The following is a 16,521-nucleotide window of genomic DNA, read 5'->3' as shown; positions in this document are numbered from 1 at the left end:
CCTCACTGCTCTCGACTTCTCTTCGCCCGCGCCCGCGTCAGATCCGCGCGGCCTGGATGGGTGAGACCAGGATGGCCCGGGCCCCCACCTCGTAGAGCGCGTCCATGACCTTGTTGGTGTCGCTCTTGCGCACCATCGCGCGAACGGCCACCGCGCCGTCGTGACCGAGCGGGGAGATCGTGGGGCCCTGCATACCCGGGGTGATCTCGGTGGCGGCGGGCAGCAGGTCCTCGGTGATGTCGTAGTCCATCATCACGTACTGCCGCGCGACCAGCACACCCTGCAGACGACGTCGCAGCACGCGCAGTCCCTCGGGTTCCGGTTCGTCGCCGCGGCGGATGAGCAGCGCCTCGGAGGTCATGATCGGTTCGTCGAAGATCTCGAGGCCCGCCGCGCGCAGGGTGTTGCCGGTCTCCACGACGTCCGCGATCGCGTCCGCGACACCCAACCGGATGGAGGATTCTACGGCGCCGTCCAGGCGGACGACCTCGGCATCTACGCCGCGGTCCGCGAGGTAACGCTCCAGCAGCAACTGGTAGCTCGTGGCGATCCGCTTGCCCTCGAGTTCCTGCACGGACTCGAACTGGCCGCGCGGGCCGGCCAACCGGAAGGTGGAACGGGCGAAGTCCAGGCCCAGCTCCTCCTCGGCCTCCGCGCCGGAATCGAGCAGCAGGTCCCGTCCGGTGATCCCCAGGTCCAGGGTGCCGCCACCCACGTAGATCGCGATGTCCCGCGGGCGCAGGTAGAAGAACTCCACGTGGTTGTCGTTGTCCACGAGCACGAGTTCCCGGGTGCTGCGCCGCTGCCGGTAACCGGCCTCGGTGAGCATGGTGATGGCGGCTTCGGACAGCGCGCCCTTGTTGGGCACGGCTACTCGCAGCATGGGATTCCTTTCCGCGGGGCGCAGATGACGGGGATCGGGGCGGTGCCCGGAGCGGGTGACGCGCGGGGCTCAGAGGTACTTGTAGACGTCCTCGAGGCTCATACCCTTGGCGATCATCATGACCTGCACGTGGTAGAGCAACTGGGAGATCTCCTCAGCGGCCTCGGCGTCGGACTCGTACTCGCACGCCATCCAGACCTCGGCGGCCTCCTCGACGACCTTCTTCCCGATGCCGTGGATCCCGGAGTCCAGTTCCGTGACGGTCCTGGATCCCTCGGGGCGTTGCTCGGCCTTGGTGCGCAGTTCGGTGAAGAGGTCTTCGAAGGTTTTCACCCCTTCAGGGTAATGGGTGCGCGTGCCCGTCCCGAACGCGTGGCACATGCACGCCGCTCGCGGCCGGCCTCCGCGGATCGAGCGTGGCGGACCGGCCGCGAGCGCCTGCTCCGTTCAGACCCCGTGCTCGCGCAGGGTCAGGGCGGTGCTCAGGGCGGCGTGGGCCGCCTCGTAGCCCTTGTCCTCGTGCGAGCCCTCGAGGCCGGCGCGGTCCAGGCCCTGTTCCTCCGTGTCACACGTGAGTACGCCGAAGCCCACCGGGGTCCCGGTGGCCACGGACACGTCCGTGAGTCCGGAGGTCGCGGCGTGGCACACGTAGTCGAAGTGCGGGGTGCCGCCGCGGATCACGACGCCGAGCGCGACCACCGCGTCCGCCGTCTCCGCCAGGCGGCGGGCGGCCACGGGCAGCTCGAAGCTTCCGGGCACGCGCACCCGCACGACCGTGCCGGTGTTCGCTTCCGTGAGGGCGCGCAGGGCGCCGTCGAGCAGCCCGTCCATGATCGTCGTGTGCCAGCTCGCGGCGACCACGGCCACGGTCAGGTCCGAGGCGTCGAGGTCCGAGGCGAGGATGGCCGGGGCGCCGTGTCCGCTCATGATGTTTCTCCTGGGTTGAGGTGGGTCAGGTGGTGGTGCATGCGGTCGCGCTTGGTTCGCAGGTAGTCCAGGTTCTCGGTGCGCGCGTGGACCTCGTGGGGGATCACGTCCGCCACGGTGATCCCGAGCGCCTCGAGCTTGGCGACCTTGTCCGGGTTGTTGGTCAGCAGCCGCACCGTGGTCAGGCCCATGGCCGCGAGGATCCGGGCGGCGGCGGTGTAGTCCCGGGCCTCCGCGGGCAGCCCGAGCATGGTGTTGGCGTCCACGGTGTCCGCTCCGCCGTCCTGGAGCTTGTAGGCGCGCAGCTTGTTGATCAGCCCGATCCCGCGGCCCTCGTGGTTGCGCAGGTACAGCACCGTGCCCCCGTGGCGGGAGATCCGTTCCAGCGCAAGGTGCAGTTGCGGTCCGCAATCACAGCGCCACGAGCCGAAGACGTCCCCGGTGAGGCACTCGGAATGCAGCCGCAGCAACGGTGGCAGAGCGGCTTCGTCGGCGGGCGGGGGTGCCGTGAGCGAGACGTGCTCGGCGGCGGGGATCCCCGACGGCTCCGGAACGCGCCAACCGGTCACCGAGAACGTGCCGTACTCGGAGGGCACGGTCACGGGGTCGCTGTGGTGCAGGGGCTCCGCTCCCGGCGCCGCGTGATTGTCGGCCGGTGACGCGTGTTCGGGGATCTCACCGTGGTCGAAAACGCTCATGCGATGCGGTCTCCCTCCCCCGTGGTGTCCACCGACGGCGCGGTGGCGCCCCCGGCGACGTCGACGGCGCTCGGTCGAGTTGTGCCCTTCGCGTCCTGAGCCGCGGCACCGGCGTCGTTCGCGGCCGCCCGCGGGACGGCGTCCTCAGCGGCATCCGTCGCGTCCAGGTGGGCGATCAGATCGGCGATGCTGATCATTACGAGCCCGTGCTCGTCCGCGAACCGCCGCAGGGCGGGGGCGCGCAGGGGCTGCCCGGCGTCGTCGACGATCTCCGCGATCGCACCCACGGGCTCGCACCCCGCGAGCCGCGCGAGCTCCACGGCGGCCTCGGTGTGCCCCGCGCGTTCGCGCACCCCGCCACTGACCGCGCGCAGCGGCAGGATGTGGCCGGGCCGCGTGAGCTCGGCCGCGGTGGTGCCGGGCAGCGCGAGCAGTCGTGTGGTCAGCGCCCGGTCCCGCGCGCTGATCCCGGTGGTGATCCCGGTGCGGGCGTCGCACGTCACGGTGTACGCCGTGGCCTTGGCGTCCTCGTTGTGTTCGGTCATGGGCGGCAGGGCAAGCCGGTCCGCGCGCTCGTCGGTCATGGGCACGCACACCACCCCGGAGCTGTGCCGGATCGTGAAGCCCATGAGGGGCTGGGTCGCGTGCTGGGCCGCGAACACCAGGTCGCCCTCGTTCTCCCGGTCCTCGTCGTCCACGACAACGACCGCGGCACCCGAGGCCATCGCGGCCACGGCGTCCGCGACCGGATCGAGAACGACGCCGCGCGGTGTCGCGGGTGCCGCGTACGAGGCCAGGCGCTCGGCGTACTTGGCGAGCACGTCCACCTCGAGGTTGACGGTGGAACCCGGCGTGCGAGCGCCGAGCGTGGTCGCGCGCAGGGTCTCCGGGATCAGCCCCACCTCGAACCACGCCTCGGGCTCGTCCGTGGAGTTCACCGCAGTGACCGTGAGGGACACGCCGTCCACGGCGATCGAACCCTTGACCGCGATGTAGCGTGCAAGAGCCACGGGGACTCTGATCCGCACGGTCTCCCATCCGGTGTGGGACGTGCGCTGCACCACGGTGCCCACGCCGTCCACGTGCCCCTGGACCACGTGCCCGTCCAGGCGCTGCCCGGCTGCGGTGCAGCGTTCCACGTTCACCAGGTCACCGTGTCCGAGCGCCCCCAGGGTGGTCAGGCGCAGTGTCTCGCCCATGACGTCCGCGGTGAAGTCCCCGACCGCGCCCGAGGGGACCGCGGTCAGGCACACCCCGTTGACCGCGAGTGAGCCGCCGTGGGGCAGGTCCGCGACGAGTGGCCCCGCGGACACGTGCAGCCGGGCGGCGTCCTGCGCCAACCGTTCCACACGTTCCACGGTGGCCTGGGCTTCGACAATTCCGGTGAACACTGATTCTCCTTGGGGATCCGGGGTGCGCGGGGTTCTCGGGAACATCCCGGCGCGAGGTCTTGGTGTGCTGCGTCAGTTCAGGGGCGTGTCATGGGGCGTCGGGTACGGGACCCGCGGGCCGCAAGTGCCACCGTCCATCGACGCCCACGCGGCTGATCGCCTCCATCTGCTCCGTGGCCTCTTCGTGGCCGGGGCGCGCGAGGTCCGCCGGGTGCCGCGCGGGGTCACCGCGCCATGACGACGCCGCGGCAAGCGTCCCGATCCCGAGCGACGCGACCGACGCCGCGCCGTCCCCGAGGATCAGTGGGGCCTGGTACAACCACAGCTCGTCCACGAGATCGGCGGCGAGGAACGCGGCGGACACCGTGGGCCCGCCTTCCACGAGCACGTGGGAAACCCCGCGTTCACGGAGGTGCTGTAACGCCTCGGCGGGATCGTGCGTGGTGAGGTGGATGAACCGCCCGTCGTGCCCGCGGTCGGCGCATGCGACCTCTCCGTGATCCGTTCCGGTGTCTCCCGGGGCTCCACGTTCGGTGTCTTCCCGGGGCGCGCGGTCGACGACGCCGCGCCGGACCTTGGCATCCACGGGCACGGGGCGGGTGCTCATGACTGCCCGCAGGGGTTGCCGCGCGAGGGGTTCACCCGCGGCATCCCGCGCAGTCAGGGTCGGGTCGTCCGCGCGCAGGGTCCCGCCGCCCACCAGGATCGCGTCCACCCGGGTGCGCAGGGCGTGGCCCTGATCCCGAGCGGGTGCACCCGTGATCCACTGGCTCGTCCCGTCCGCGGCGGCCACGCGGCCGTCGATCGTCTGCGCGAGTTTCAGCGTCACGAACGGTCGCGCATCATGCTGGGCGATGAACCAGCGGTCATTGAGATCGTGGGCTTCCCTCGCGAGCAGCCCCTGACGCACGTCCACCCCGTGTGCGGCGAGGAACGCGCCGCCCCCGCGGGCGGTGTCCGTGCCGTCGGCCACCGCGTAAATGACCCGGGGGATCCCCGCGTCGAGGATCGCGCGCGAGCACGGGCCGGTGCGTCCGGTGTGGTTGCAGGGTTCGAGGGACACGACCATGGTGGTGTCCTCGAGAGGTGTCCCCGCCTCACGGGCCAGACGCAGGGCGTCCGCCTCCGCATGCGGGGTGCCCGCCCCGCGGTGATGACCCACGTGCAGGATCTCCCCCGCGGCGGAGAGGATCACGGCGCCCACCACGGGATTGGCCCCGCGGATCCCCCGCCGAGCCGCTTCCAGAGCCGCGCGCATCGCCTCGTGTTCCGCGGCCGAGAAGTCGTGGGACGGCTCCGCCCCCGGACGGGAGCGGGGCGCGGGCCCCGGCGCAGCGGCGTCGTCGTACGCCGTCACTTCTCGTCCTCACCCACGGATAGGCGCAGGTCCGGGAAGCCCGTCTCGATCGTCGCGCGACGGCGCTGGCGCGTATTCACGCGCCACCACACGAAGAACCCTGCGAGCGTGAACGCGCCGTAGAACACGTACATCAAGCCCGAGGCGTAGTAACCGGCGGAGAACAGGAGGGGCACGCCCACGATGTCCACGGCGACCCACAACAGCCAGAACTCGACCCAGCCCTTGGCCATCCCGAGCGTTGCGAGCAGCGAGCCCATGAAGATCCAGGCGTCCGCCCACACGGGTTCGTACGAGCCCAGGGCGCGGAAGATGGGTGTGAGAAGTGCCGTCCCGAACACGAGGGCGACCACGAGGAACACGCGTTCGCGGGCGGTGGCCCAACGCGGGGACACGGCCTCCTCGGACGCCCCGCGGGACCGGCGCCACTGCACCCAGCCGTACACGGACACCGCGATGAACATGACCTGACGGCCGGCCTGACCCAACAGGTTCACGGGGTTGGGGGTGTCGAACACCGCGCCCAGGAAGACGGTCAGCAGGATCGCGTTGCCCACGATCCCCACGGGCCACGCCCACACTTTGCGGCGCATCCCGCCCAGCGCGGACAACAGCCCGAACACGTTGCCGAGCACCTCGCGCCACAGGATGAAACCGTCACCCACCCGCAACTGCGCGTCGAACAACCAACGCAGGACGTCCACGGTGTCTCCTCTCACCCGCCACTGTCGGTGGTCCCGGGGAGGAATGCGCACACGCGTCGAACACGATCACGCGGCGGAGCACGTCACAGCACCACCCGACGGACCGCGATCGCGTGCGACCGCGCACGGTCAGGACGCCGTGACGCTCACGTGTGCCTACCATCCAGACTGTACTGTCGGTACCGGATTTCCACCGGTTCGGCCGATCCCTCCGTGCGCATCCTCGGTGGTTCCCACGGGAACCTGCTCGGTGCTGGGCACGGTGTTCACGGTTCGCGGACTGTCACCGCCGGTTCGGAATTGCACCGACCCCGGAACACGTTGCTGCGCTCATTATGCCACGCGGCCTCACCATGCCCATGATCGGGGACACCGCGCGGTCACGTCCTGTTCTTCCGGCCGTTCTCCCGGCCCTGCAGATCCGAGAGCAGTCCGGCGACGCGGGCCTTGATGGCGTCGCGGATCCTGCGCACGTCCGCGAGGGGCTGACCGGCCGGGTCGTCGAGGTCCCAGTCCTCGTAGCGCTTGCCCGGAAACACGGGGCAGGTGTCCCCGCAGCCCATGGTGATGACGACGTCGGAGGCCCTGACCTGCTCCGTCCGCAGGATCGTGGGCACGGCTGCGGTGATGTCTATGCCCTCCTCAGCCATCGCCTCCACGGCCACCGGGTTCAGGCTCTCTGCCGGTTCGGACCCGGCCGAACGGACATCGATGCTCCCGCCTGACATCGCGGCCAGGTAGCCCGCCGCCATCTGGGAGCGGCCCGCGTTGTGGACGCAGACGAAGAGCACGGTCGGTTTCGTGGGTGATGGTGCGCTCATGATGCGGTCTCCCGGGTTCGGTGGGTGGGGACGGAGGGATCGTTCGGGAACACGCGCGGGCCGGCCCACAGGGCCACGTAGACCAGGCCGATCAGGACGGGCACTTCGATCAACGGCCCCACGACGCCGGCCAGTGCCTGCCCGGAGGTAACACCGAAGGTGCTGATGGCCACGGCGATCGCCAGTTCGAAGTTGTTGCCCGACGCGGTGAAGGCCACCGTGGCCGACTTGCCGTAGTCGAGCCCCACCGCTTTCGAGGCGAAGAGGCCGATGACGAACATCACAACGAAGTACACGAGCAACGGCAGCGCGATCCTGACCACGTCGAGGGGCTGTGAGGTGATGGCGTCCCCCTGGAGCGCGAAGAGCATCACGATGGTGAACAGGAGGCCGTACAGGGCCCACGGGCCGATCGCGGGGAGGAACTTCTCCTCGTACCAGTCCCGACCCTTCGCCCGTTCACCCAGGACGCGGGTGAGGAAGCCGGCGAGCAGGGGGATGCCGAGGAACACCAGGACGGATCCCACGATCGCCCCCACGGAGAATTCGGCCGTGGTGGTCGGCAGCCCCAGCCACGACGGCAGGACCTGGAGGTAGAACCACCCCAGAGCGCCGAAGGCAACGACCTGGAAGACGGAGTTGATGGCCACGAGCACGGCCGCACTCTCCCGGTCACCGCATGCCAGGTCGTTCCAAATCAGGACCATGGCGATACACCGGGCCAGGCCCACGATGATCAACCCGGTGCGGTACTCGGGCAGATCGGGCAGGAACACCCAGGCGAGCACGAACATCACCGCCGGTCCCACGACCCAGTTGAGCACGAGTGACAGGCCCAGCAATCGTTTGTCACCGGTCACCCGGCGGGTCTCGTCGTAGCGCACCTTCGCCAGGACGGGATACATCATCACCAGCAGACCGAGTGCGATCGGCAGCGACACCTGTCCGATCGTCATGGCTTCCAAAGCCGTGTTCAGCCCCGGCACCAGGCGTCCCAGCAGAAGGCCCGCACCCATGGCCAGCAGGATCCAGGCCGGCAGCCACCGGTCCAGGAACGACATGCTCTGCCTCACCGGTGCGGAGGCGATGGTGGTACTCATGGGCGGCGAGCTCCTCGTATCGACGGTTATCTATGGGACACACGCTACGAGGTCATATAGATGTCCGTCAATGTAAAATCTTGGTATGAAAGCACCCGCGCAACGACCCGAGCTGATCGATGAGAAAGCAACCGAGTGCTGCTCGCTCGCCTCCTCGCCGCTCGGGGCCGGCGAGGCCGAGCGCATGACCGCGAAGCTCAAGGCGCTCTCCGACCCGACGCGCCTGCGGTTGCTCTCCCACATCGCCGCGCAGGGCTGCGACACAGTGTGCGCCTGCGACCTGCTGGACGTCCTCGACATCAGCCAGCCCACCGTGAGTCATCACCTCAAGAAGCTGGTGGACGCCGGACTGCTCACACGCGAGCAGCGCGGCAAGTGGGCGCACTACACCGTGGTGCGCGGCGCCTTCACGGAACTGCGTGAACTCCTGGACCTGCGCTGACAGGCAGGGCGTTCTCCGCGGACCCGTCATCGGGGCCCGCATAAATTCAGGCCCGGTGCTCCCGCGCGGTCCTGCGGAGTGCCTCGATCGCGGCGGCGGGGTCGTCCTGGCCGTAGACCGCGGAACCGGCGACGAACGTGTCCGCCCCAGCCTCCGCGGCGCGCACGATGGTCTCCTCCGTGATCCCGCCGTCCACCTGCAGCGCGATCGTGCCCCCGTGGGCCTTGACCGCCGCCGCGGCGCGGCGCAGCTTGGGCAGGGTCACGTCCAGGAACTTCTGGCCGCCGAAGCCGGGTTCCACAGTCATGATGAGCAACATGTCCAGCTCGGGCAGCAGGTCCAGGTACGGCTCGATCGGCGTGGCCGGACGCACCGCGAGTCCCGCACGGGCACCCGCCGCGCGCAGTTCACGCGCGAGCTTGATCGGCGCCGTGGCGGCTTCCGCGTGGAACGTCACGGATGCGCACCCGGCCTCCGCGTACGCCGGGGCCCACCGGTCCGGGTCCTCGATCATCAGGTGCAGGTCCAGGGGGATCGGGGAGACGGCCTGCAACCGTTCCACGACCGGCAACCCCAGGGTCAGATTGGGGACGAAGTGGTTGTCCATCACATCCACGTGCGCCGCATCCGCGTTCGAGATGCGCTGGAGTTCCTCCGCGAGCCGGGAGAAGTCCGCGGAGAGGATTGACGGGTGGATGTCACAGCGGGACATGGTTCCTCCTGGGAATAGTTCCGGATCAATGACCGAGCCGCGGCTCACGCGCTCTTGCGCAGCGCGACCATGAACATGGCGTCGGTTCCGTGGACGTGCGGCCACAACTGCACACTCGTACCCCCGCCGGGGACGTCGTGCCCCGCCGCCCGAGCGTCGTCGAGCGCGCCGGGCAGGGCGGCATCCACGGCGAGCTGCGCGGTGTCCAGGACCGACACGTCGCCGCGTCGCGCCAGGACGTCCTGGAGCACGTCGTGCGTCTCGGCGGTGTGCGGCGAACACGTGGCGTAGAGCACCACGCCGCCGGGGCGGGTGGCGTCCAGCGCGGCGTCGAGCAGCTCACGCTGCAGCGGGGCCAGATTCGCGACGTCCGACGGCGTGCGCCGCCATCGCGCTTCGGGACGACGCCGCAGCGCGCCCAGTCCGGTGCACGGCACGTCCACGAGCACCCGATCGAAACGCGTGTCCTGGCCGGACGGGATCTGCCGGGCATCGCCGGTGCGGACGTGCCACGCCTCGTGGTCAACGGCCGACAGCGCCTGGCTCACGAGGTCACTACGGTGCCCGCTGACCTCGTTGGCCAGCAACGTGGCACCGCGCTCGTGGGCCAATGCCGCGAGCAGCGCCGCTTTGCCGCCGGGTCCGGCGCAGAAGTCGGCCCACGCCCCGCTGTCATCGGCCACGGGCACCTGCGCGAGCACGCGGGCCACGAGCTGGGAACCGGCGTCCTGGACACGCACCGTTCCCTCCCGCGTGCCCGGGACGCGGTGGACGTCTCCCCCGGCGCTGACCGCGCTGTTCGGGACCAGGTCACCGGGTTCGGCGCCTGCTGCGAGTGCGGGCTCGAGCGAGCCGATACCGGGCAGGGCCACGAGGTGCACACGGGGCGCCTCGTTGTCCGCTTCCAACAGGGCCTCGATCTCCGCGGTGTCTCGGCCGTTGGCGCGCAGGGACCGGCGCAACGCGCGGACCTCCCACACCGGGTGGGCGTGGCGGACACCGAGCTGCCGCAGCTCGTCGGTGTGCTCGGCGGCGAGCGCGTCCAGCCATTCGTCGTGGCTGCGCCGGGTCACCTTGCGCAGGACGGCGTTGACGAGTCCCGAGGGTCCCTGCCCGATCTCCCCGCGCACCAGACCCACGGTCGCGTCCAGCGCGGCGTGATCGGGGACGCGCATCGCGAGCAACTGGTGGACACCCAGGCGCAGCGCGTCCAGGACCGCGGGGTCCAGCTGGTCCAGGGGGCGGTCCACGCATTTCTCGAGCACGGCATCCCACGTGCCGCTCCACCGCATGGCCCCGTAGGCGAGCTCGGTCGCGAACGCCGCGTCCCGCTTGTCGAGGCGGTTTTCACGGACCAGGCGTGGCAGCACGAGGTTGCCGTAGGCGTCCTCCGAGTTGACCGCGCGCAGGGCCTGATATGCGGTCAGCCGTGCGGGATCGGAGCGCTTGCGACGCTGCGAGGGCGCCTGCGCGGAGTAGGAGCGCTCGTGCTGGGCTCGGCGGTTGCGCTCGTGGCCCTTGGCGTCGCGACGCGAGCCGCCCCCCGCTCGCCGATCCCTCCCGCCGGCCTCCCGGGGCGAGCGGTCGTCGCGGCCCCGGCGGCCGGCATCACGGAACGGACGATCGTCACGACGGCGGTTGTTCCCCCGAGACCGGTCGTTGCCGCTACCGGCGTGGCCGCGGTACTGCTGGTCCCGACTCATCCGAAGGCCACCTGTTCCGTGTTCTGCTTGCCGCGCGCCCAGTCGAGGGCCGCCATGGGTTTCTTGCCATTGGGTTGCACGCGGGTCAGCTCCACGGCGTAGGACCCGGTGCCCACGAAGACCCGCTTCTCCCGCAGCTCCACGTGGCCCGGGGCGATCCCGGTGATCTCCGGGGCGGGGATCACGCGGTCGAGCTTGAAGCGCTGGCCGTCGAGTTCGGTCCACGCACCGGGTTCGGGGGTCACACCGCGCACCCGGTGAGCCACGGCCACGGCGGGATGTGACCAATCGACGCGCCCGTCCTGGGCCGTGAGTTTAGGGGCAGCGGTGGATTCACCGCGTTGCGGCGTGGGGTGCACGCGGCCCGAGGCCACACCGAGTAAGGATTCCACGAGCAGGGGCGAACCTTCATGTGCGAGCCGATCCAGCACCGACCCGGAGGTGTCCTCCGGACGCACCTCGTCCGTGAGGGTGCCTACCACGGGGCCGGTGTCCATGCCGTCGTCCAGGACGAAGGTGGTGGCCCCGACCACGGAGTCCCCGGCCATGAGGGCCCGCTGCACCGGGGCGGCGCCGCGCCACTGGGGCAGGAGGGAGAAATGGAGGTTGATCCACCCGTCCTGGAAGACCTCCAGGGCCGGTCGCGGCAGCAGGGCGCCGTAGGCCACGACCGCCGCGATGCTCGCGCCGGTGTCACGCAGGGTGTCCAGGAGTTCACCCCGGACCCGATTGGCCTTGATCACGGGCAGTCCGAGCTCATCGGCCCGACGACCCACCGCGGACGGGGCCATGACCTTCTTGCGGCCCACGGGGGCGTCCTCACGGGTCAGCACCGCGGTGATCTCGATCCGGGGATCCTGGTGCAGTGCCTCGAGCGGGGGGACGGCGGTCTCCGGGGTTCCCGCGTACAGGATCTTGAGAGGCTGCTGGTTCGTGTCGGGGCTCATCGGGCATCACCCGCCGCGCCGAACGCGGAACCGGCCGTGTGTGCGGCACCGGATGCGGCTCCCGAGGTGCGGGCCGCACCGAAAGCCGACCCAGCGGCGTCGTGTGCGTCCGGTGTTGAGTGACCCGCGCGCTGCGCCTCGCGTTCGCGCGTGACACGGGCGGTCGTGTCCGTGAACGACTGCGCGCGCAACTGCCGCATGGCGTCCTTGCGCTCGTCACCCACGAGACGGTCGACGTAGAGCATGCCGCCCAGGTGATCGTTCTCGTGCTGGAAGCAGCGGGCCAACAGGCCGGTGGCCTCACGGTGCACGGGCTCGCCGTGGCAATCCACCCCGGTGAGGACGGCGTGCGCGGCGCGGGGGGTCTCGTAGGACAGGCCCGGGACCGACAGGCAGCCCTCGCCGCCTTCCTGCGGCTCCTCCCCCATGCTCAGCTGGGGGTTGATCACGTGCCCTTCGTCCCCGTCGATGCCCCACGTGAAGACGCGCAACCCCACGCCCACCTGCGGTGCGGCCAGACCCACACCGCCCACGGCGTACATGGTCTCGAGCATGTCCCGGACGAGGGCAGCCAGGGCGTCGTCGAACTGCGTGACCTCCTGGGCCGGGGTGCGCAGGACGGGGTCACCGATGGTACGAATGCGCAGAATACTCACCGCGGAGTGCACTCCTCATGGGGGTCGTGGGACGGGGTGTGCCTGTCAGTCTACGGCGGGGCCCGCGACCGTCTCGGCCGTCACGACCTGCGTGCCGCCCGCCACGCGACCCGTGGGGAAGGAATCCAGGGGCGGGGGCGCGATGCTGCGCAGTTGCGCCCCCGCGGTGGCCAATTGGGAATTGCGCGCCCACACCTTGGCCAGGGCGCAGAACTTGTACCAGTGCACGGGGAGGTGCTCGGGCGCGGCCTGCACGGTGAGCGCCTCGGTCTCACCGATCGCCACGGCCATCAGGACCTCCGCGTCCCGGTAGCGCCACGGTTCCCACTCCCCCGCCGTGGCGTCCACGAGGGATTCCTCGGCCTTGAGCCCGGCCACCAACTGGGTCACGACCTTGGGGTCCGGGGCCTTGACCCGCCCGGCGCGGTCGGTCCCGCGGGTCTTGTAGTCGATCAGACACACCTTGCCGCCGATGCGCGCCACGAGATCCAGAGTGCCGGCGTAGCCCACCGTGGAGTTCCATACCGTGATCTCCGCGGCCAGCGGTTCGGGGCGGAACAACTGCCACCATTGGTCCGCACTGTCCGCGAATCGGGTCTCGTGGTGTTCTGCGAGCGTGTCCCGGGCCCGGTCCACCTCGTGGTCGCGGCCCATGGCCCGCAGCGCGAGCTGCTCGCAGTAGTCGTGTACGCGGTCACCGCGCTGCGCCGCGTGGTCCCGGTGCCGCTCCGCCGCCTTGGCCGCGCGGTTCACGAGCGAACGACGACGCCGCGTGTCCCGGAGCGCGTCCGGCAACTGGGGATCCGTGGCTAGGGCCTGCGCTGCGGTGTAGGCGTACCAGCCCCCGAGGTCGTTGGCCTCGCACCCGATGACCGTGGTGATGGAGGGGACCTCGAGGTCCCCGCCCTCACTCCGGGCGTACATCCGGCCGGTGGCGGTCTGCTGGGCCAAGCGGGGTTGAGTCATGGGCTCAGCGTAGGAAGGGGTCCAGACACGGACAACGATCACGGGCTCACCCGGGCGGAGCGGGCTCGGACGTCCGTCCAGGAGCCGGACCTCACGCGGCCGGGGCCGGACCGACCGGTCCGATCGGCCTTGGACACGAAAGAACCCGGCCCCTCCCGGGACCGGGTTCCTCGTTACCGTGCGCGATACTGGGATCGAACCAGTGACCTCTTCGGTGTGAACGAAGCGCGCTACCGCTGCGCCAATCGCGCTTGCAACGTTGAAGACTCTAGAACACTTCGTCCGGGAACGGCAAATTCCCCGGCGTCCGCGATCGATTTGCCCGGACCCGCTCCGGTGGGTAATGTTCTTGCTCGTTGGCAACGCCCCGAAAGCGAAGTCCTCCGATGGCAACACCCCGGATGGACAAGCACGGAAGGGTGTGAAGTCTTGTGATAAAGTTTCCGCTCGGAAGAACGGAGCACTGAGTTCCAGGGCCTCGATCGACCGACAATGCGGACGTAGCTCAGCTGGTAGAGCATCACCTTGCCATGGTGAGGGTCGCGGGTTCGACTCCCGTCGTCCGCTCGCAGTTTTCGACCCTGGTCGAGACCTGAGACCTTGTCCTCCAAGGATCTGGTCCCCGGTGGGGTGGCCGAGTGGTTAGGCAGCGGCCTGCAAAGCCGTCTACGCGGGTTCGAATCCCGTCTCCACCTCGGTGCAACCACCTCGTTCAAGCGATTGAGCGCGATTGGCGCAGCGGTAGCGCGCTTCCCTGACACGGAAGAGGTCACTGGTTCGATCCCAGTATCGCGCACCAGACAAGGCCCCGGAACACTACGTTCCGGGGCCTTTCGCGTGCCACCGCTGACCTACGACCCGGCGGCGCGCACCGAGTGGGAAGCATGGCCCAGGGCCCGCAGCACCCGGGTCAGCCGATCGTAGGAGACCATTCCCCGCACCGCGCGGGCCACGATGACGTCCCGGGACGGCGTCTCCCCCGCTCCACCGGTGTCGCCGGAAAGGGAATCCACCGAAGGCTGCGCGGGCTCGTGGATGCTCGCGATGTCCCCGCGAGTGAGCTCGTCGAGTGCGCGGCCGTAACGCAGCAGGACGCCCCGGTCCACGGGTGAACCAGCGGCCCGCAGGCCCTCCAACAACTCACCGAGCGCCCGGCGCGGCCCGCTGGCCACGTCCGGCCACCCCAGCTGCGTGAGCAGGTCCCGGATCATCGGATCCTCCCGGCGCTCCGGGGGCCCGCCGGCCTCGGCAGGTGACAGGCCCGCAGCGAGCGCCTGGGCGATTTCGAGGGCCTCCACCAGGGGCCGCCGCGGATCGTCGATCGCGGTGACCAGCGCACGGATGTCGGGGATCGTGGCACCGGCCTCCTCCCGCAGTACGCGGATGAGCTGCAGGCGTTCCACGTGACCCTGGTCGTAGTCCTGCCGCGTGGCGGTGAGCCTGGTGCCGGCGGGCAACAGTCCCTCCCGACGGTAGAACTTGATGCTGGCCGTGGTGGTGTTACTGACCTCGGCCAGGGCATTGAGCAGCATGACGCAGCCCCCTCGGATAGTCCTCCGCGCGCCAGCTGTCCTGATGGCGCGCGCTGGATACCGAAACTATCTTAGCGGTATGGAGCACTTCACACCGATCATCGCCGTTCACGCGTCGTGCGCGTTCTTCGTCCTATTGCTGGGACCGGTGCAATTGCTGCGCAGACGCCGCGATCGCGCACACCGCGTCCTGGGAGTGACGTGGGTGAGCGCCATGGTCCTCAACTGCGTCACGTCCTTCCTCATCCACCCCCACGGCCTGACGTGGCTACACGGACTCGCCGCGTTCACCCTCTTCTCGGTGGGGTTGGCCATGTGGGGAATCCTGCACGGCGACGTCCGAATGCACCGGCGCAACATGCTCGGTTGCTACCTGGGCACCCTGGCCGCCTTCGGTTTCGCCGTGGGTGTGCCCACGAGGGCCATTTCCCAGACCTTCGCCTCTAGCCCGGTGACCCTCCTGGGCGCGGCGCTGGGGGTCACCCTCCTGGTCGCCGCGTGGAGCGGGACCATCATTCGAACGTACCGGGGCACCGGGACGCAGCGAGGGCCGTCGTCATGACACGCCGCTGAGCAAGACGAAGCCGACGACGCCCGCTCCCCTCTCACACGTTCGGATCGACCACCCCTACGGCCACGACCAGGTCCTGCCAACTCATGCCCACGCACCTGAACACGCGGGGCCGCGTCTCATCAGGGGCCACCGCGCCCGTGACGACGTCCGCGAGGTCCACGAGTGAGTCCTCGTGTAATGAACTGTCGGCCACGGCCTGGATTACGTCCCCGGCTTCACGCATGGCGGTGGCCCGGTCCTCCACGACCACCTGGGCGCGACCCATGAGCGCGGAATCGAGCTCGCGGAACTGTGGCTGGTGGGATCCCATGGCCACGACGCACGCGGTGTCCGGCACCAGGGCACCGTCGAAGAGGGGCTCCGCCGCCGACGTCGTGCACACCACCACGTCCGCGTCGCGCACCTCGCTCGCGTCCCCCGATCGGGCCGCGAGACTTAGCGTGCGGGCGTAGTCGACGGCGGCGTCCACCTTGCGCGGCGTCCGGCCGCACACCACCACCTCCGTGAACGAGCGGATCTCGGCGAATGCCGCGATGTGGGCGAGCGCCTGCGGCCCCGTGCCGAACACCACGAGCTTGGTCGCCTCCTTCGGGGCCAGGTAATCGGTGGCCACGGCCGAGATCGCGGGGGTCCGCAGGGTGGTGAGGACGTTGCCTTCCAGCAGAGCTCGAAGACTCAGGGTGGCCGAGTCCATGAGCATGTAGGTGGCCTGGATGCGGGGCAGATCGCGTTCGGGATTCCCGGGCGAGACCGATGCGACCTTGATGCCTGCCCAGTCACCAATGACCGACGGCATCAACAGCAGGTGGCCCTCGCCGGCGGGGACATTGCTGCGCGCGGGGTCATCTTCCGGGCGGAATCCGGAACGCAGCGTGGCTTCGAGAAGCCGACGTGCACGCTCGGCGGGAACCGCCCGCACGATCTGTTCCTCGGTGTACCACGCGGGTGCACCCTGGATTCCTGTCGAGCACTGCTCCTGGGGGGTCGATTCCGCGGTGGTCATGATGCGGTTCCTCCCAGGGATGCGGTGCTCCGGCATTGGCCGATTCACTGTCTCGACCGTTCCGTCAGCATATCCCCGGCCAGGGCCGGACTTTAGGGAAAAACT

18 protein-coding genes, 4 tRNA genes and 1 riboswitch are annotated in these 16,521 nt (G+C 69.9%); of the genes, 5 read left to right on the top strand and 17 right to left on the bottom strand.

All coding sequences use genetic code 11. The annotated features are described in order from the left end of the window. Window positions 1–37: 37 nt before the first annotated feature. The 9 genes from hisG to arsB form a co-directional block, all read right to left on the bottom strand. On the bottom strand, window positions 38–883 hold the full coding sequence (gene hisG / locus Q9R22_RS07425; RefSeq protein ID WP_131332867.1) for an ATP phosphoribosyltransferase: 846 nt from the start codon (window positions 881–883) through the stop codon (window positions 38–40). 69 nt (window positions 884–952) lie between these two features. Then, window positions 953–1,216 (bottom strand): phosphoribosyl-ATP diphosphatase, encoded by a 264-nt coding sequence (locus Q9R22_RS07420; protein WP_035962118.1) that lies wholly within the window; start codon window positions 1,214–1,216, stop codon window positions 953–955. A 114-nt stretch (window positions 1,217–1,330) separates the two neighbouring features. Continuing rightward, on the bottom strand, window positions 1,331–1,810 hold the full coding sequence (gene ribH / locus Q9R22_RS07415) for a 6,7-dimethyl-8-ribityllumazine synthase (RefSeq protein WP_131332865.1): 480 nt from the start codon (window positions 1,808–1,810) through the stop codon (window positions 1,331–1,333). Then, a complete protein-coding gene (locus tag Q9R22_RS07410; protein ID WP_085108532.1) occupies window positions 1,807–2,508 on the bottom strand; it encodes a GTP cyclohydrolase II in 702 nt (233 codons plus the stop codon). The genes ribH and Q9R22_RS07410 overlap by 4 nt, the downstream gene beginning before the upstream one ends. Then, window positions 2,505–3,899 (bottom strand): 3,4-dihydroxy-2-butanone-4-phosphate synthase, encoded by a 1,395-nt coding sequence (ribB, locus tag Q9R22_RS07405; RefSeq protein ID WP_131332863.1) that lies wholly within the window; start codon window positions 3,897–3,899, stop codon window positions 2,505–2,507. The genes Q9R22_RS07410 and ribB overlap by 4 nt, the downstream gene beginning before the upstream one ends. 88 nt (window positions 3,900–3,987) lie before the next feature. After that, window positions 3,988–5,256, bottom strand: a complete 1,269-nt coding sequence (gene ribD / locus Q9R22_RS07400; RefSeq protein WP_242670675.1) for a bifunctional diaminohydroxyphosphoribosylaminopyrimidine deaminase/5-amino-6-(5-phosphoribosylamino)uracil reductase RibD — start codon at window positions 5,254–5,256, stop codon at window positions 3,988–3,990. Next, complete coding sequence (gene pnuC, locus Q9R22_RS07395; RefSeq protein ID WP_131332861.1) at window positions 5,253–5,960, bottom strand: nicotinamide riboside transporter PnuC; 708 nt, start codon at window positions 5,958–5,960, stop codon at window positions 5,253–5,255. Before pnuC ends, ribD begins: the two co-directional genes overlap by 4 nt. Before the next feature lie 147 nt (window positions 5,961–6,107). Further along, a riboswitch (FMN riboswitch) is annotated at window positions 6,108–6,283 on the bottom strand. A 57-nt stretch (window positions 6,284–6,340) separates the two neighbouring features. Further along, on the bottom strand, window positions 6,341–6,781 hold the full coding sequence (locus Q9R22_RS07390) for an arsenate reductase ArsC (RefSeq protein ID WP_131332859.1): 441 nt from the start codon (window positions 6,779–6,781) through the stop codon (window positions 6,341–6,343). Next, window positions 6,778–7,881, bottom strand: a complete 1,104-nt coding sequence (arsB, locus tag Q9R22_RS07385; protein ID WP_131332857.1) for an ACR3 family arsenite efflux transporter — start codon at window positions 7,879–7,881, stop codon at window positions 6,778–6,780. The genes Q9R22_RS07390 and arsB overlap by 4 nt, the downstream gene beginning before the upstream one ends. A gap of 85 nt (window positions 7,882–7,966) precedes the next feature. Between arsB and Q9R22_RS07380 the strand changes: the two genes are divergently transcribed. After that, window positions 7,967–8,323 (top strand): helix-turn-helix transcriptional regulator, encoded by a 357-nt coding sequence (locus Q9R22_RS07380; RefSeq protein WP_131332855.1) that lies wholly within the window; start codon window positions 7,967–7,969, stop codon window positions 8,321–8,323. Between the two features lie 46 nt (window positions 8,324–8,369). On the opposite strand, the gene rpe is transcribed toward Q9R22_RS07380, so the two are convergent. The 6 genes from rpe to Q9R22_RS07350 form a co-directional block, all read right to left on the bottom strand. Next, window positions 8,370–9,035, bottom strand: coding sequence for a ribulose-phosphate 3-epimerase (rpe, locus tag Q9R22_RS07375; RefSeq protein ID WP_064846815.1), 666 nt, complete (start codon window positions 9,033–9,035; stop codon window positions 8,370–8,372). Window positions 9,036–9,079: 44 nt separating this feature from the next. Beyond that, a complete protein-coding gene (locus tag Q9R22_RS07370) occupies window positions 9,080–10,738 on the bottom strand; it encodes an RsmB/NOP family class I SAM-dependent RNA methyltransferase (RefSeq protein ID WP_131332853.1) in 1,659 nt (552 codons plus the stop codon). After that, complete coding sequence (locus tag Q9R22_RS07365) at window positions 10,735–11,685, bottom strand: methionyl-tRNA formyltransferase (RefSeq protein WP_131332851.1); 951 nt, start codon at window positions 11,683–11,685, stop codon at window positions 10,735–10,737. Before Q9R22_RS07365 ends, Q9R22_RS07370 begins: the two co-directional genes overlap by 4 nt. Then, window positions 11,682–12,341 carry a peptide deformylase gene (gene def, locus Q9R22_RS07360; RefSeq protein WP_131332849.1) on the bottom strand — a complete coding sequence of 220 codons (660 nt, stop codon included), beginning with the start codon at window positions 12,339–12,341 and terminating at the stop codon, window positions 11,682–11,684. Before def ends, Q9R22_RS07365 begins: the two co-directional genes overlap by 4 nt. 45 nt (window positions 12,342–12,386) lie before the next feature. Then, complete coding sequence (locus tag Q9R22_RS07355) at window positions 12,387–13,307, bottom strand: cytochrome (RefSeq protein WP_131332848.1); 921 nt, start codon at window positions 13,305–13,307, stop codon at window positions 12,387–12,389. A gap of 179 nt (window positions 13,308–13,486) precedes the next feature. Continuing rightward, a tRNA-Val gene (locus Q9R22_RS07350) sits at window positions 13,487–13,558 on the bottom strand. A gap of 243 nt (window positions 13,559–13,801) precedes the next feature. Here Q9R22_RS07350 and Q9R22_RS07345 point away from each other — a divergent pair. The 3 genes from Q9R22_RS07345 to Q9R22_RS07335 all read left to right on the top strand — a co-directional run bounded on the left by Q9R22_RS07345 (window position 13,802) and on the right by Q9R22_RS07335 (window position 14,106). Next, a tRNA-Gly gene (locus tag Q9R22_RS07345) sits at window positions 13,802–13,874 on the top strand. Between the two features lie 57 nt (window positions 13,875–13,931). Further along, a tRNA-Cys gene (locus tag Q9R22_RS07340) sits at window positions 13,932–14,002 on the top strand. A gap of 29 nt (window positions 14,003–14,031) precedes the next feature. Continuing rightward, a tRNA-Val gene (locus Q9R22_RS07335) sits at window positions 14,032–14,106 on the top strand. A gap of 52 nt (window positions 14,107–14,158) precedes the next feature. Here the strand turns inward: Q9R22_RS07335 and Q9R22_RS07330 are convergent. Then, window positions 14,159–14,839 (bottom strand): MerR family transcriptional regulator, encoded by a 681-nt coding sequence (locus Q9R22_RS07330; protein ID WP_131332846.1) that lies wholly within the window; start codon window positions 14,837–14,839, stop codon window positions 14,159–14,161. Between the two features lie 79 nt (window positions 14,840–14,918). Here Q9R22_RS07330 and Q9R22_RS07325 point away from each other — a divergent pair, with 79 nt between their 5' ends. After that, window positions 14,919–15,401, top strand: a complete 483-nt coding sequence (locus tag Q9R22_RS07325) for a DUF2306 domain-containing protein (protein ID WP_131332844.1) — start codon at window positions 14,919–14,921, stop codon at window positions 15,399–15,401. A gap of 43 nt (window positions 15,402–15,444) precedes the next feature. Here Q9R22_RS07325 and Q9R22_RS07320 read toward each other — a convergent pair whose 3' ends face one another. After that, window positions 15,445–16,416, bottom strand: coding sequence for an ornithine cyclodeaminase family protein (locus Q9R22_RS07320; protein WP_311254135.1), 972 nt, complete (start codon window positions 16,414–16,416; stop codon window positions 15,445–15,447). Window positions 16,417–16,521: the final 105 nt, after the last annotated feature.

Origin of the sequence: Kocuria sp. PD6, from assembly GCF_031844145.1 — a bacterium.
Classification (GTDB): Bacteria; Actinomycetota; Actinomycetes; order Actinomycetales; family Micrococcaceae; genus Kocuria; species Kocuria marina.
The sequence above is the reverse complement of the archived record's forward strand: the minus strand, read 5'-3'. Positions and strand labels throughout refer to the sequence as shown.

Bases quoted from the DNA above. Each gene is read 5' to 3' on its own strand.
- hisG (WP_131332867.1), bottom strand. From the start codon at position 883: ATGCTGCGAGTAGCCGTGCCCAACAAGGGCGCGCTGTCCGAAGCCGCC.
- ribH (WP_131332865.1), bottom strand. From the start codon at position 1,810: ATGAGCGGACACGGCGCCCCGGCCATCCTCGCCTCGGACCTCGACGCC.
- Q9R22_RS07410 (WP_085108532.1), bottom strand. From the start codon at position 2,508: ATGAGCGTTTTCGACCACGGTGAGATCCCCGAACACGCGTCACCGGCC.
- Q9R22_RS07390 (WP_131332859.1), bottom strand. From the start codon at position 6,781: ATGAGCGCACCATCACCCACGAAACCGACCGTGCTCTTCGTCTGCGTC.
- arsB (WP_131332857.1), bottom strand. From the start codon at position 7,881: ATGAGTACCACCATCGCCTCCGCACCGGTGAGGCAGAGCATGTCGTTC.
- Q9R22_RS07380 (WP_131332855.1), top strand. From the start codon at position 7,967: ATGAAAGCACCCGCGCAACGACCCGAGCTGATCGATGAGAAAGCAACC.
- rpe (WP_064846815.1), bottom strand. From the start codon at position 9,035: ATGTCCCGCTGTGACATCCACCCGTCAATCCTCTCCGCGGACTTCTCC.
- Q9R22_RS07370 (WP_131332853.1), bottom strand. From the start codon at position 10,738: ATGAGTCGGGACCAGCAGTACCGCGGCCACGCCGGTAGCGGCAACGAC.
- Q9R22_RS07365 (WP_131332851.1), bottom strand. From the start codon at position 11,685: ATGAGCCCCGACACGAACCAGCAGCCTCTCAAGATCCTGTACGCGGGA.
- Q9R22_RS07355 (WP_131332848.1), bottom strand. From the start codon at position 13,307: ATGACTCAACCCCGCTTGGCCCAGCAGACCGCCACCGGCCGGATGTAC.
- Q9R22_RS07330 (WP_131332846.1), bottom strand. From the start codon at position 14,839: ATGCTGCTCAATGCCCTGGCCGAGGTCAGTAACACCACCACGGCCAGC.
- Q9R22_RS07325 (WP_131332844.1), top strand. From the start codon at position 14,919: ATGGAGCACTTCACACCGATCATCGCCGTTCACGCGTCGTGCGCGTTC.
- Q9R22_RS07320 (WP_311254135.1), bottom strand. From the start codon at position 16,416: ATGACCACCGCGGAATCGACCCCCCAGGAGCAGTGCTCGACAGGAATC.